Source organism: Paraconexibacter sp., from assembly GCF_041602235.1.
GTDB lineage: Bacteria > Actinomycetota > Thermoleophilia > Solirubrobacterales > Solirubrobacteraceae > Paraconexibacter.
On record NZ_JBFIGP010000082.1, the window covers coordinates 1 to 13,544 of the forward strand.

At 73.5% G+C, this 13,544-nt stretch carries 17 protein-coding genes; 11 read left to right on the forward strand and 6 right to left on the reverse strand.

Annotation, left to right across the window (positions count from 1 at the left end):
* The 6 genes from ABYE80_RS08830 to ABYE80_RS08855 all read left to right on the forward strand — a co-directional run.
* Window positions 1-184 (forward strand): hypothetical protein (locus ABYE80_RS08830; RefSeq protein WP_372789905.1); only part of this gene is annotated, 184 nt, incomplete at its 5' end.
* Window positions 181-789, forward strand: coding sequence for a polysaccharide deacetylase family protein (locus ABYE80_RS08835; protein WP_372789906.1), 609 nt, complete (start codon window positions 181-183; stop codon window positions 787-789). The genes ABYE80_RS08830 and ABYE80_RS08835, both read left to right, overlap by 4 nt.
* A complete protein-coding gene (locus ABYE80_RS08840) occupies window positions 786-1,877 on the forward strand; it encodes an acyl-CoA dehydrogenase family protein (RefSeq protein ID WP_372789907.1) in 1,092 nt (363 codons plus the stop codon). Before ABYE80_RS08835 ends, ABYE80_RS08840 begins: the two co-directional genes overlap by 4 nt.
* Complete coding sequence (locus ABYE80_RS08845) at window positions 1,858-2,427, forward strand: SAM-dependent methyltransferase (RefSeq protein WP_372789908.1); 570 nt, start codon at window positions 1,858-1,860, stop codon at window positions 2,425-2,427. The genes ABYE80_RS08840 and ABYE80_RS08845 overlap by 20 nt, the downstream gene beginning before the upstream one ends.
* Window positions 2,424-3,167, forward strand: a complete 744-nt coding sequence (locus ABYE80_RS08850; protein WP_372789909.1) for a glycosyltransferase family 2 protein — start codon at window positions 2,424-2,426, stop codon at window positions 3,165-3,167. Before ABYE80_RS08845 ends, ABYE80_RS08850 begins: the two co-directional genes overlap by 4 nt.
* Window positions 3,168-3,248: 81 nt before the next feature.
* A complete protein-coding gene (locus ABYE80_RS08855) occupies window positions 3,249-4,292 on the forward strand; it encodes an LLM class flavin-dependent oxidoreductase (RefSeq protein ID WP_372789910.1) in 1,044 nt (347 codons plus the stop codon).
* Here ABYE80_RS08855 and ABYE80_RS08860 read toward each other — a convergent pair.
* A complete protein-coding gene (locus tag ABYE80_RS08860) occupies window positions 4,273-4,923 on the reverse strand; it encodes a class I SAM-dependent methyltransferase (protein WP_372789911.1) in 651 nt (216 codons plus the stop codon). The two genes, ABYE80_RS08855 and ABYE80_RS08860, sit on opposite strands and share 20 nt — an antisense overlap.
* A 69-nt stretch (window positions 4,924-4,992) precedes the next feature.
* On the opposite strand from ABYE80_RS08860, the gene ABYE80_RS08865 reads away from it, so the two are divergent.
* Together ABYE80_RS08865 and ABYE80_RS08870 are read left to right on the forward strand one after the other, a co-directional pair.
* Window positions 4,993-5,613 carry a rhomboid family intramembrane serine protease gene (locus tag ABYE80_RS08865; RefSeq protein ID WP_372789912.1) on the forward strand — a complete coding sequence of 207 codons (621 nt, stop codon included), beginning with the start codon at window positions 4,993-4,995 and terminating at the stop codon, window positions 5,611-5,613.
* Between the two features lie 137 nt (window positions 5,614-5,750).
* Window positions 5,751-7,244 carry a wax ester/triacylglycerol synthase family O-acyltransferase gene (locus ABYE80_RS08870; RefSeq protein WP_372789913.1) on the forward strand — a complete coding sequence of 498 codons (1,494 nt, stop codon included), beginning with the start codon at window positions 5,751-5,753 and terminating at the stop codon, window positions 7,242-7,244.
* On the opposite strand, the gene ABYE80_RS08875 is transcribed toward ABYE80_RS08870, so the two are convergent.
* The 3 genes from ABYE80_RS08875 to ABYE80_RS08885 form a co-directional block, all read right to left on the reverse strand.
* Window positions 7,241-8,596 carry a cytochrome P450 gene (locus ABYE80_RS08875; protein WP_372789914.1) on the reverse strand — a complete coding sequence of 452 codons (1,356 nt, stop codon included), beginning with the start codon at window positions 8,594-8,596 and terminating at the stop codon, window positions 7,241-7,243. The two genes, ABYE80_RS08870 and ABYE80_RS08875, sit on opposite strands and share 4 nt — an antisense overlap.
* A gap of 131 nt (window positions 8,597-8,727) precedes the next feature.
* Complete coding sequence (locus ABYE80_RS08880; RefSeq protein WP_372789915.1) at window positions 8,728-9,324, reverse strand: TetR/AcrR family transcriptional regulator; 597 nt, start codon at window positions 9,322-9,324, stop codon at window positions 8,728-8,730.
* A 22-nt stretch (window positions 9,325-9,346) separates the two neighbouring features.
* Window positions 9,347-10,495, reverse strand: coding sequence for an oxygenase MpaB family protein (locus ABYE80_RS08885; protein ID WP_372789916.1), 1,149 nt, complete (start codon window positions 10,493-10,495; stop codon window positions 9,347-9,349).
* Window positions 10,496-10,622: 127 nt separating this feature from the next.
* On the opposite strand from ABYE80_RS08885, the gene ABYE80_RS08890 reads away from it, so the two are divergent.
* Window positions 10,623-11,255, forward strand: coding sequence for a TetR/AcrR family transcriptional regulator (locus ABYE80_RS08890; RefSeq protein WP_372789917.1), 633 nt, complete (start codon window positions 10,623-10,625; stop codon window positions 11,253-11,255).
* Window positions 11,256-11,275: 20 nt separating this feature from the next.
* Here the strand turns inward: ABYE80_RS08890 and ABYE80_RS08895 are convergent, their stop codons facing one another.
* Window positions 11,276-11,716 (reverse strand): hypothetical protein, encoded by a 441-nt coding sequence (locus ABYE80_RS08895; protein WP_372789918.1) that lies wholly within the window; start codon window positions 11,714-11,716, stop codon window positions 11,276-11,278.
* Window positions 11,713-12,387: a TetR/AcrR family transcriptional regulator gene (locus ABYE80_RS08900; RefSeq protein ID WP_372789919.1), complete on the reverse strand. Its 675-nt coding sequence runs from the start codon at window positions 12,385-12,387 to the stop codon at window positions 11,713-11,715. The genes ABYE80_RS08895 and ABYE80_RS08900 overlap by 4 nt, the downstream gene beginning before the upstream one ends.
* A gap of 80 nt (window positions 12,388-12,467) precedes the next feature.
* Between ABYE80_RS08900 and ABYE80_RS08905 the strand changes: the two genes are divergently transcribed.
* Together ABYE80_RS08905 and ABYE80_RS08910 are read left to right on the forward strand one after the other, a co-directional pair.
* Window positions 12,468-13,361: an SDR family oxidoreductase gene (locus ABYE80_RS08905; protein ID WP_372789920.1), complete on the forward strand. Its 894-nt coding sequence runs from the start codon at window positions 12,468-12,470 to the stop codon at window positions 13,359-13,361.
* Between the two features lie 87 nt (window positions 13,362-13,448).
* Window positions 13,449-13,544 (forward strand): VOC family protein (locus ABYE80_RS08910; RefSeq protein ID WP_372789921.1); only part of this gene is annotated, 96 nt, incomplete at its 3' end.

The window sequence follows — 13,544 nt, forward strand, 5'->3', positions numbered from 1 at the left end:
CGCGATCGCGCAGGCCGATCTCGAGGTGCGACGCAACGCGCACCAGCCGCTGGAGGCGCTGCACGACATGGCGCGCGTCGTCGCGGACGTGATCCTCGACAAGGCCGCGGGGATCGACACCGTGCCGGACGAGGTGCGCCCGCCGATGCGAGGCATGCTCACGACGACGGAGGTGGCGGCATGAGCCCCGGACGCGGCGGTGCCATCGCGCTCACGTTCGACGACGGCCCCGACGTGCGGTGGACGCCGGCGGTCCTCGACGCCCTGCGTGACGCGGACGCGCGCGCGACGTTCTTCGTCATGGCCGAGCGGGCCGTCGCCCATCCGCAGCTGATCGCGCGGGCCCGCAGCGAAGGTCACGCGGTGGAGCTTCACTGCGTCCGCCACGTCCGCCACGCCGAGCTCACCGACGAGGAGCTCGAGCAGGACACGGCGACCGGTCTCACGATGCTGGGCGGGCTCGGCGTGCGCCCGAGGCTCTGGCGGGCGCCCTGGGGCACCGTCCGGGACCACTCCCATGTCGTCGCCTCACGTCACGACCTGCGGCTCGTGCACTGGACCGCGGACACCGAGGACTGGGCCGGAGCGCCCGCCGACGAGCTCGTGCGCCGGGTGTGGCCCGAGCTCGGCCCCGGCACGATCGTGCTCGCCCACGACGGCCTCGGTCCGGGGGCCACGCGCGAGGACTGCGCGCAGACCGTCGCGATGATCGAGCCGCTCGTCTCGGCCGCACGCGCCCGGGGGCTGCGGTGCGAACCGCTGGGCCGCGACGGGGAGCCGCTCGCATGACGATGACACCGTGCCCGGTCGACGACGGAGTGCTGGAACGCGTGCGCAGCCTGATGGACGAGCACGACGACCTCGCTGACGGCACCTTCCCGTACCCGGCGTGGGACGAGCTCGTCGTCAGCGGGATCCCGGCCACCGGCGCCGACGGCGCCGCGGACGTCGCCGACGAGCTCGCGCTGGTCCGGGAGGTGAGCCGCGCCGACGTGAGTCTGGGCCGGATCCTCGACGGACACCTCAACGCGGTCCAGCGCCTCGTCGAGCAGCTCCCTCGCGACGTCGCGGAGCCCGAGCTGGCCGCGGTACGCGACGGGCGTCTCGCGCTGGGGGTCTGGGGCGCCGATCCCGGTCCGCAGGAGGGGGAGCCCGCCCACCTCGAGGGTTCGGACGACGGCACGCTGCGGGTCACCGGGGTCAAGACCTTCTGCTCCGGCGCGGGCGGCCTGCACCGGGCGTTCGTGCTCGTTCGCGATCGTGCCGGCGGCCGGCCCGGAACGCTGGCGTACGTCGACCTCACCGATCGCGTCGTGGTCGATCGGACGTGGTTCCGCGGTGCCGGGATGCGCGGGAGCGCGTCGCACCGCGTCGTCTTCAGCGGCGCACGCGTCCTGTGGGCCGCTGATCGGCCAGGAACGCTGCTCCAGCAGCCGTGGTTCGCCCAGGATGGGCTGCGCACCGCCGCAGGGTGGGCAGGGGGCGCCGATCGCGTCCTCGCCGAGACGCTCGCTCGATTGCGCGGCCGGGGACGGGACGACGACCTCGACGGCCTGGCGGTGGCGCGGATGCTCCAGGCGCGCAGGTCGCTCGACCTGTGGCTGCGGCACGGGGCCGAGGCGGTCACCGACGCCGGTCCTACCCTCGCCGACGAGGTGACCCTGGCCCGGTCGGCGGTCGCGTCGGCGGTGCGGACGACGCTGGACACGGCGGCCGAGGTGCTGGGATCACGCCCCTACGCGGCCGGCGGGGCGGTCGAGCGCACGACCCGCGACCTGCGGACCTACCTGCTGCAGCACCGACTCGAGCCCTTGCTGGTCCGGGTCGGGCGGTCGACGCTCGTGGAGGGCGATCGCGGTGAGCGCGACCCCTCCTGAGCACTTCGAGCGCCTCTATCGCGAGGACCCCGACCCCTGGGGCTTCACGACGAGCACCTACGAGCGGGCCAAGTACGCCCGGACGATCCGCGCGCTGGGCGGCCGTCGCTACGGCCGCGCCCTGGAGCTCGGCTGCTCCATCGGCGTGATGACCGAGGCGCTCGCACCACTCTGCGACGAGCTGGTGGCCTGCGATGCGGCTCCCACCGCCGTGCAGGCGGCCCGCGAGCGGGTCGGCGGGCGCCCCGGGATCGAGATCCGCGAGGCGGTGCTCCCGCACGATCTGCCCGACGGTCCGTGGGACCTGGTCATCGCGTCCGAGGTCCTCTACTACCTGGACGCGGAGGGGCTCGACTCCCTGCTCGACACGTTGGAGCGTGACGTCCGTTCCGGGGGCGTCCTGCTCGCGGTGCACTGGACACGTCCCACCCGCACGCACCCCCAGCAGGGCGACGAGGTGCACGACGCGATCCTGCGGCGCCCGGGGTTCCTGCGGACCCTGGCCGAGCGGCGCGACCCGTACCGACTGGACCGGTTCACGCGGCGATGAGCGCGTGCGTGGTCGTCCCGGCCCGGGACGAGGAGGACCGGATCGCCGGGTGCCTGCAGGCGCTGGCGGCCCAGGACGTGACGGGCGCCGCACCCCTCGACGTCGTCGTGGTGTTCGACGGCTGCACGGACGCGACCGCCGCGGTGGTCGCCGCGACCGCCCGCCGTCTTCAGGACTCCCTGCGCGTGCACACCGTGGCCGGCCCGGGTCGCGGGTCCGGTCCGGCACGCGGGGTCGGCATGGCCTTCGCCCGCACGCTGCTCGGGGCGTCGGGAGGCCTCCTGCTGTCGACCGACGCCGACACCCGGGTGGCGCCCGACTGGCTCGCCGCCCACCATGCCGCGGTCCTCGCCGGAGCCCGGGCGATCGGGGGGCGGATCCTGCTCGACCCGCTGGAGGCAGCGGCGCTGGACCCTTCGGTCGTCGCGGCGCGTGAGGCGGCGGCGGTGGGACGGCTCGAGCGGGTGCGCCGCTTCGCCCCCGACGCCGAGCACCATCAGTTCAGCGGGGCGTCACTGGCGCTGACCACCGACGCATACGACCGGGTCGGCGGGCTCCCGGACGTCACCACGCTCGAGGACGAGGCGCTGGAGGCGAGGCTCCGCGACGCCGGGATCCCGATCAGCTACCTCGCCGCGGTGCGCGTCACGACGTCCGCCCGGCTCGACGGCCGTGCGCGGCGTGGGCTGGCGGACGCGCTCGCGGAGTGGAGCGTCCAGGCCGCCCTCACCGGCGGCTGAGGGACCGCTGCCCGATCACGCGACGGTCCTCGCTCAGCGCGCGGTCGGTCCTCCGCGCCGGACCCCCGCTACCGTGACCCCATGCGGTTGAGCGTGTTGGACCAGTCCCCCATCAGCGAGGGCAGCACGAACGGCGAGGCGCTGCGGGCCACGCTGGATCTGGCGCGCGCCACCGACCGGCTCGGATACCACCGCTTCTGGGTCGCGGAGCACCACGGCGGCGCGATGGCGGGTGCGAGCCCGGAGGCGCTGATCGGCCCCATCGCGCTGGCGACCGACCACCTGCGCGTGGGGAGCGGCGGCGTGATGCTGCCGTACTACAGCCCCCTCAAGGTGGCGGAGACGTTCAACCTGCTCGACGGCCTGGCCCCGGGCCGGATCGACCTCGGCCTCGGTCGCGCGCCCGGCACGGATCCGATGCGTTCGTTCGCCCTGCACCGCGACCGTCGTCAGGGGCCGCCCGACGACTTCCCCGAGCAGCTCGTCGAGCTGCTGGCCCACCTCGGTCGCCGTGACTACAACGGATCCGACCACCCGTTCCGCTCCATGCGGGTTCGCACCGACGGCGAGCACGGCGACGGGCCGCAGCCCTGGCTGCTCGGGTCCAGCGCCCAGTCGGCGATCTGGGCGGCGCAGCTCGGGTTGCCGTACGCGTACGCGGACTTCATCGCTCCCGACGGCGAGGCCCACGCGCAGCTGTACCGCGAGCGGTTCGAGCCGAGCCCGCAGCTCGCGGCCCCGCAGGTGCTGATCGCGACCTGGGCGGTCGCCGCCGAGACGGAGGAGGAGGCGCTCGCCCTGACCTCCAGCGGTCGGATGATGTTCAAGCTCCTGCGCCGCGGTCGGCCGATCCTGATCCCGCCGGTCGAGGTGGCGCAGCGCTTCCTGGAGCACGAAGGGGACACCGAGCCTCCCCGCCGGATGGTGTGCGGCACGCCGGAGCAGGTTCGCGCGCGGCTCGAGGAGCGCGTGCAGCGCTACGTGGCCGACGAGCTGATGCTGGTCACGATCACGTTCGACCCGGCCGCGAAGATCCGGTCCTACGAGCTGCTGGCCGAGGCGTTCGGGCTCGAGGCCCCAGCGGCGGACGGGCGCGACGCCGCGGTCACGTCTTCCGCGCCGTGAAGTAGGTGATCCCGCCGGAGCGGCGCAGTGCGACCGCCTCGAAGCCGTCCTGGACCAGCCACGTCTGCAGCTCGGTGGAGGAGCAGCCCGGGCCCATGAGGCCCATCAGCCTGCCGGCGAACCGCATGGGCTCGTGGCGCAAGCCCGCGTCGGTGAGCACCGCGCTGCCGGACAGCCGCCCGCCCGGCCTGGTGACCCGCGCGATCTCGGCGAGCGCGCCCCGCACGTCCGGGAAGCAGTGCAGGCCCGTGAACGACACGACGAGGTCGAAGGTGGCGTCGTCGAAGGGCAGCGAGGCCACGTCGGCGTTGACGAGCTCGAGCTGGTCGAGCAGCCCGCGCTCGCGGGCCGCGACGCGGGTACGCTCGAGCATGGCGTCGGAGATGTCGGCCGCCACGTAGCGGACGCCCTGGCCGGGCCGCAGCCCGCGCAGCGCGACGCCACCGCCGCACGGCACGTCGAGCACGGCGCTGCCGGCCGGGAGCTCACCGATCACCTCCGCGGCCTTCCACAGCAGCCCGAAGTCCGTCCCGGCTCCCAGCCGCGCGAGTGGGTGCCCGACGCGTTCGCTCTCGACGAGGAAGTCGTACACCGTCGCCCAAGGGTGGTTGGTCCGCCATGCGTTCGCCATTGCCGGGCAGGCTATCGGGGCCGGTCTTGAGCGCCCGCACACCCGGGACCCGTACCCTGGTCGCAACGCATGAGCACGGAACTGACCGACCGCCCCGATGGATCCACGACCGACACCCGGGTGACCGGGCTGAAGTTCGTGATCGCGATGGTGGCGATCATGTGGATCAGCGAGGTGCTGGACAGCATCCTCGACCACCGGTTCGACCAGTACGGGATCCGCCCGCGCGAGGTCGGAGGTCTCGACGGCGTGCTGTTCTCGCCCTTCCTGCACTCGGGCTTCGGGCACCTGGCCGGCAACACCGTGCCGTTCCTGGCGCTCGGGGCGGGGATCGCGCTCAGCGGGCTGGTGCGCGTCCTGTCCGTCACGGTCATCGTGGGACTGGTCGGCGGTCTGGGGACGTGGCTCATCGCGCCCGAGAACTCGATCACCATCGGGGCCAGCGGCCTGGTGTTCGGGTACGCGACCTACCTGATCGCCCGCGGGATCTTCGAGCGCAACCTCGTGCATCTCGCGGTCGCCGCGCTGGTCGCCGTGGGGTACGGCGGCGTGCTGCTCGGCGGCCTGATGCCCGAGGACGGCGTCTCGTGGCAGGGGCACCTGTTCGGCGCGGTCGGCGGCGTGATCGCGGCGCGGGCCCTGGCCCCCGAGGCCGCGCGGCTGCACCCGCGGGCGCGCGCCCGAGCCTGACCCCGCCCCCGACCGCACCCGCCACCCGCCGGGTTCGCGCACGTGCCGTCGCCGGGCGGCGGCGGTCGCACGAAGTTCCGGGCGTTCGGGGACGGGGACCGGTCGCACGGTGCTGACGCGCGGGTTAGGCTCGCCGGATGCGGCAGCTCACGGGTCTGGACACGCAGTTCCTCGCGATCGAGAGCGAGACGACCGTCGGACACGTCGGCGGCCTGGCGATCTTCGATCCCAGCACGGCGCCGGGCGGTCGGTTCGGCATCACCGAGATCCGCGCGATGCTCGAGGAGCGGCTGCACCTGCTCCCGCCACTGCGGTGGACGCTCGTCACGGTCCCTCTGGGGCTCGACCGCCCGTACTGGAAGGACGACCCGGACTTCGACCTCGACTACCACGTGCGGGAGCTCGCCCTTCCTGCACCCGGCGACGACGATCAGCTCTCGGAGCAGGTCGCACGGATCGCCTCCCGCAGGCTCGACCGGTCCCGTCCGCTGTGGGAGCTGTACGTCATCCACGGACTGACCGCGGGACGCGTCGCGGTGCTGACCAAGATGCACCACGCGATGATCGACGGCATGTCCGGGGCGGAGATCATGGGGATCCTGTTCGACCTCGCGCCGGAAGGCCGCGAGATCCCGCCGGCCAACGGCTCGCTCCCGGCCGAGGAGGCGCCCGGATCGCTGGAGATGCTGGGCCGCGGCGTCGCCGCCCTGCCCCTGTACCCGCTGCGCGCCCTGCGCGCGCTGCCGACCACCCTGCCGTACCTCGACGTCGCGCCCTCGATCTTCGGGCTGCCGGGCGCGGAGCAGGTGAGCCGCGGAGCATCGCGGCTGCGCCGCCGCCTCCTCGGCAGCGAGGAGCACGACGGCGAGATCGTCGAGCGGCCGAAGATGCGCGCCCCGCGGGTGACGTTCAGCGGGAAGGTCTCCCCGCACCGCCGCTTCGTCTTCGGATCGATGCCGCTGGCCGACGTCAAGCGCGTCAAGAACCACTTCGGCGTGACGGTCAACGACGTCGTCGTCAGCCTCTGCGCGGGGGCGATCCGGGACTGGCTGATCGCCCACGACGAGCTGCCGGACCGCCCGCTCCTCGCCCAGATCCCGGTGTCGGTCCGCACGAGCGAGCAGATGGGGACCTACGGGAACCGGATCAGCGTGATGATCGTGCCGATCCCGACGGACGTGGCGACGGCCGACGGCCGGCTCGCCGCCTCACACGAGTCGATGCGCGCCGCGAAGGACCGCCACAAGGCGCTGCCCGCCGAGGCCCTCCAGGACGTGACGAACTTCATCCCGCCCGCGATCAACGCCCGCGCGGCGCGCGTCGCGCTCCAGCTGGGGGCGAACTCGGCATTGCGACCGCTCTTCAACGTGATCATCTCCAACGTCCCGGGGCCGCCGGTCCCGCTCTACCTGGCGGGGGCCAAGCTCGCGGCCAACTACCCGGTGTCGGTCATCACCGACGGGGCGGGACTCAACATCACGGTCCTCAGCTACCTCGACCACATCGACATCGGTGTCATCTGCGACCGCGAGCAGATGCCCGACGTGCAGCGGATCCTCGACGGGATGAGCGCCGAGCTGCGAGCGCTGCTGACCCTGTGCGAGACGGAGACCGCGGGCGTCCTGCCCTAGGCGGCGACGGTCGCGGGCACGGCCCCCGACTCGGCCGACAGCGGCGTGGTGCGGTGCCGCACGATCGCCCGGCCGCCCTTCGCGGGGGCGAAGGCGACCCCGCGGAACACGGTCCGCTCGGGCCGGTCGGCGGTCGGCAGCAGCTCGACCTCCTCGAGCACGGTGCGCAGCACGACGTCCATCTCCATGTGGGCGAACGCGGCGCCGATGCAGCGCCGGACCCCGCCACCGTAGGGCGTCCAGGTGTACGTGTCTGGCTTGACGCCGAGGAACCGGTCGGGGTCGAAGGCCGCGGCGTTCTCGTAGTAGCGGTCGTCGGCGTGGGTGAGCGCGGCGGAGACGATGATCGCCATGCCGGGCGGCAGCAGCCACTCGCCCAGCGCGAACGGCTCCATGACGAACCGCACCGTGCCGCCGATCACCGGTCGGGTGCGCTGGGTCTCGCGGATCGTGGCCTCGCGCAGGTCGCGACCGCCCTCGTGGACCTCATCGACCAGGCGCGCGAGGACCTCGGGGTGGCGGCGCAGCCGCTCGATGGTCCAGGCCAGGGAGCCGGCGGTCGTCTCGTGGCCGGCGACCAGCAGGGTCAGGAGCTGGTCGGAGATGGCGTCCTGCGACAGCTCGTCGCCGTCCTCGTACCGGGCCTGGACGAGCATCGCGAGGATGTCGTCGCGCTCGGCGAGGTCCGGGTCGGCCTTGGCCTTGGCGATGAGGCCGGCCACGTAGCCGTCGAACTCGCGCCGCTGGGCGAGGAACTTGCCGCCGGGGCTGAGAGGGCCGAGGTCCCGCTGCAGCGGCTGGAGCAGCACGAGGCGGGAGCCCCGCTTGACCATGCCGGGGAGCAGGCGGCGCAGGCCGTCGAACTCCGCGTGCTCGGCCCCGAAGACGGTGCGCAGGATGGCGTTCAGCGTGATGCGCATCATCGCGTCGAGGGTGGCGAAGGGCACCCCCTGCGGCCAGCCCGCGATCTCCTTGCGGGCCTCCTGGGCGAAGATCGCCTCGTAGGACTTCATCCGCGCACCGTGGAAGGGCGGCAGGAGCATCCGGCGCTCGCGCAGGTGGGGCTCCTCGTCGAGGGAGAACAGCGAGGCCGGCCCGAGGACCTTGCCGAGCGGTCCGCGGTCGCCGACGTGCAGCACCTTCGGGTCGGCGGTGAAGACCTGCTTGACGAGCGCGGGGTCGGTGACGACGACCGCATGGCCGAACCCGGGCATGTAGGTCGTGAACGTCTCGCCGTAGCGCCGGTGCAGCGCGAACATGATGTGCCGGTTGGCGATCGCGAAGGCGGCACCCTGGACGGCGCGCGGGGCCCGGGGGCCGGGGGGAAGGCGGAAGGCGGGGGCGGTGGTCATGGCGTGAGCTCGGGAACCCTCGGTCGTAGTCCTGGTACGTGGGCGTACCGGCCTGAGGGTAGCGAACGGTACGCGTACGTACCAACTGCGAGGTGTCGAGGGGCCTGCAGGTCTGGGGCGCGGCGCCGCTCCTACCAGCGCTTGCGCTCGGGATCCAGGACCGCCTTGAGCACGTCCCTGGCGACCGGCTTGATCGCTCCCAGGTCCTCGGCGTGCTCGGCGGCGTGGACCACCAGCTCGCGCAGCCCGCCGACCAGCAGGAGGGCCGTGTGGCGGTCGACCGGCACGACGCCGGCCTCCCGCATGGCGTCGGTGTTCACCAGGCGGACGATGAGGTCGGCGAAGTGCTCGACGGCGGCCCGCTGCGCCGACGCCGCCTCGACGCCGAGCCCCGGCAGCTCGCGGGCGAAGCTGACGTTGAGCCTCGGGTCCTCGAGGAGCGTGTCGACGAAGCGGTCCAGCGCGTGGTCCACCTGCTCGGTCCACGCGGCCTGCGGGTCGACCGCGGCGACGATCGCGGCGATCGCCGCGTCGTTCGTTCGCCGGAACAGCGCGAGGAAGCAGTCCTCGCGGCCGGCGAAGTGCTCGTAGAAGGTCCGTCGGGACGTGCGGGCGCGGGCGACGATCTCGGCGATCGTCGTGCCCCTGTACCCCTGCTCGCGGATCGAGTCGGCCATCGCCTCGATGAGGCGCTCGCGGTACGGGCTGTCGGGGGCGGCGTCGGACACCGGGACGCACGCTACCCGGGGGTCAGGCGGCGTGCCTCACCACGGGCTCGCGCGCCACCCGTTGCGGATGCAGCGCCGTCCGCGCCGCACCGCCGGTACGCAGCGTCCGCTTCACGCCCGCGATCTCACGGGCCACGAGCCGCTCCTCCGAGCCGAGCACGCCGGTCCACTTCACGACGTCCCGCGCGAGCTGCAGCGGGCGCAGGGCCGGGGTCAGGTGGCGCAGGGGAGAGGAGGGGACGCCCAGCGCATCGGCCATCGCGTCGCCCATCCAGCGGCGGGTGAACATGCCGAGCACCTGCGTGACGAGGAACTCGGCGGGCACGTTGGCGGGGGTGGGGAGGAAGCGGTCCAGCGGCACGCCGTGGTGCAGCAGCGCGTGCATGAGCTTCTCCGAGTCCTCCGTGGGGCCGGGGTCGAGCTCGAGCGCGGCGTCGATCAGCTCGCACGACTGCGCGTAGCTCTCCGGCAGCGTCTCCTCCGGCACGCCCATGACGAAGGCGGTCCAGCGCCACAGGTGGGTCAGCGCCTCGAGCTCGGCGGCCGTGTGCCGCACGCCGAGGTCCCGCATCGCTCGCAGGGGGATCACGTGGAAGCCACCGATCGCGGTGACGAGGGCGTCGGTCGCGCTGATCGGCACGCCCCACTCCTCGACGTCCCAGTCCCCGCTGCGCAGGAGGTGGTCGCGCACCAGGGCGTGGACCAGGCGCACGCGGACGCTCGACGCGACCCCTGCCGCGCCCGGGTGCATGCCGCCGGGGGTGGTGACGTCCACGACCCACCGCGCGGTCTCGCCCATCCGGCGGGAGGCCATCCGCTCCAGGCGGCCGGTCGCGGCGAGCGGCCGCACCAGGAACCCGCTCTGGTACCCGAACGCCAGGGACCCTGCCGCGAGGGACAGGCTGATCGGCGCGGCGCCGCCCTTCCAGAACGCGAGGGCGCCGGCGTCGGCGAGGCTGACGTCCAGCCAGGCCGGCGGCTCGAGGATCGGCGTCAGCAGGTCGTGCAGCGCGGGCGGGATCTCCGGCAGCTCCGCCCCGGGTTGCAGTGCGGCGTCGAGGATGGTCCAGCCACTGCCGCCCGGCAGGTCGCGGAACTCCTGCACCACCGCGTCGGCGAGCGGGTCGCCGAGGCTGCGGCCGGCGAGCAGACGGTCTTCGAGCCCAAGCATCGGAAACGCATGTTGCCCGATCTGGTGGAGTTTGGCAACGCGCGTTTCCGAATCTCGACGGACGTGCGACACTGGGACGGACATGCCTTCGGCCTCCGCTCCATCCGCAACGCAGGTCTACCGAGGGGTGTCCGCCTCCGAGCGCCGCGCCGAGCGCCGCGCGAAGCTGATGGCGGCGGCGTTCGAGCTCCTGGGGACCGAGGGCTGGGCCGGTACCACCGTCCGCTCGGTCTGCGCCCGCGCGCGCCTCACGCCGCGGTTCTTCTACGAGTCGTTCGCGGACCTCGACGCCCTCGCGGTCGCGGTCTTCGACGACGTCGTGCAGGACACCACGGCGCACGTGCTCGTCGCGGTGGCCGAGGCGGTGCGGGACCGCCCCGACGACCGGCTCGCGCAGGCGCGGGCGGCGATCGAGACGGTCGTCCACGACCTGACCGACGACCCGCGCCGGGCCCGCATCGTGTTCGTCGAGGCGCTCGGCAACGAGGCCCTGGCCCGGCGCCGCCTGGAGGCGATGCGGACGCTCGCGCAGCTCATCGCCATGCACGGCCGCGCCTCGTTCGGGTCCACGCCGGCGGACGAGGGTCTCGTCGAGGTCACCGCCTCGCTGCTCGCCGGCGGCCTGGCGGAGCTCCTCATCCTCTGGCTCGACGGGGAGCTGCCCGTGACGCCCGAGCAGCTCATCGAGGACTGCTCGGAGCTGTTCGTCGCGACCGGCGAGAGCGCCGCGCGCATCGCACGGGCCAGGGCGCGGGCCTGAGCGCTCGCTGCGCCCTCCGCTCAGCCGCCGGGCAGCGACATCTGCCCGAAGAGCGCCAGCCAGATGCCGGCGGCAGCGAGCGCGACGACCACGCTGGTGATCATCACGACCTCGAGGATGCCGGTGTCGGCCTGCTCGGTCGAGGAGTCCCGCATCGACTTGGTCCATGCGGCGCGACGGGGGCCCTTTCGGAGGGTGCCGCGCAGATCGCGGTGAGCGTGGTCCAGGCGGCCCAGGACCGGAGCGAAGAAGACCATGCTGAGCGGCGTGGCGAGCAGCACCAGCAGGATCGGGCCGAACGCCGGGGTGCCCGGGGAGGAGATCTGGGCGGCGAGGAAGACCCAGAAGGCCGGGATGCCCAGCCAGAGGAACACCGAGCCGATCGCCATGCCCGCGACGAGCAGGAAGCTGCGCAACCCGGCGGCGGTCGGAACGGAGGCGGTGGTCTGCGGTGGCGTCACGAGTGGTCGTGCTCCCGGTCGGTGGTGTCGGTGCTCTCGAGCGCGTGCTCGCCGCGGGTCATCAGCCCGGCCAGCAGGTGCGCGGTGCGGTCGGGGTCGAAGCGGTCGGGCTCGGTCAGGACGGCGCGGGCCGCGCCCTCCGTGGCGCCCACGAGCGCGTAGGCGAGCAGGCGGGTCGCGTCGGGGTCGGCGCGCAGGCCCCGGATGGTGGTCCAGGCCTCGACCAGCGCGGTGATGGCGTCCACCTGCATCTGCCGGCCGTGGCGGATGCGGGCGGCGACGCCCTCGGGGACGCCGCGGTCTCCGAGCAGGACGAGGCGGTAGGCCTCGGGCTTGTCGGCCACGGCTCGCAGGAACCCGGTCAGGCCGTCGGCCAGCGCGGCGCGGGGGTCGGCGACCGGGGTGCGGGGGAGGGCCGCGGCGATCTCGCCGAGCACGCGCCGCTCCTCGCGCTCGAGCAGCGCGACGAAGAGCTCGTCCTTGGTGTCGAAGCACCCGTAGACCACGGGCTTGCTGACGCCGGCCTCGGCGGCGATGGCGTCCATCGACGCCCGGAAGTACCCGTGGCGCTGGAACACCAGGAACGCGGCGTCGAGGATCTCGGGGCGCCGGTGCTCGGGCGCGACCCGCACGGCTCGGGCGCGAGGCGTCTGCGTCGTCTCGGCGCTCATTGGCTACCGAGAGTAGCAACCGCTGGCTACTCGCGGTAGCAACGCACGGCGCGGTCGCTCGACCCGCTACGGTCCGATCCATGAGCTCAGTCGACGGCAAGGTCATCCTCATCACGGGCGCCGCCCGTGGCATCGGCGCGCACACCGCCCGCGCCCTGGCCCGGAAGGGCGCCAGGCTCGTTCTCACCGATCTCGATGCCGAACCGCTCGAGGCGCTCGTCGCCGAGATCGGCGCGGACCGCGCGATCGGCGTCACCTGCGACGTCTGCGATCTCGCGTCGATGGAGTCCGCGGTCGCCGAGGGCGTGGAGCGCTTCGGCGGCATCGACGTCGTGCTGGCCAACGCCGGGATCGCCAGCTACGGATCGGTGCTGGCCGTCGACCCGTCGACGTTCAAGCGCGTCATCGACATCAACATCACCGGGGTCTTCCACACGGTCCGCGCCGCGTTGCCGTCGGTGATCGAGCGTCGCGGGTACGTGCTCGTGGTCTCGTCGCTGGCCGCCTACGGCCCGGCTCCGGGGCTCGCCGCCTACAACGCCTCGAAGGCGGGCGCCGAGCACTTCGCCAACGCGCTGCGGCTCGAGGTCGCGCACCACGGGGTGGCCGTCGGCTCGGCGCACATGTCGTGGATCGACACGCCGCTCGTGCAGGACGCGAAGAAGGACCTCACCGCGTTCAACGAGATGCTCGCCTCGCTCCCCGGGCTGCTGTCGAAGACCACCTCGGTCGACGCGTGCGTCGCCGCGTTCGTGAAGGGCATCGAGGGGCGGTCCCGGCGCGTGAACGTCCCGGGGTGGGTCGGCGCCGCCGGCTGGCTGAAGCGGGTCATCACCTCGCGCGTCGGTGAGCGCGAGACGCTGAAGCACGTCCCGCGCATCCTGCCGCTGATGGACGCCGAGGTCGCCGCGCTCGGGCGCTCCACGAGCGAGCGCAACACCGCGCTCGAGGACGTGGCGGTCAGCCCCAAGTAGCGGCGCGGGGGCGGCGGGCCGCATTCGCGTTCAGCCCACGGGTACGGTATGGTTGTACGTGCAACTAACTCCGACCCGAGGCCGAGCATGCGACTCGAAGGCATCCACCACATCAGCGCGATCACCGGCGACGCCGCGGGCAACGTCGACTTCTACGCGCGGGTCCTGGGCCTGCGTCTCGTC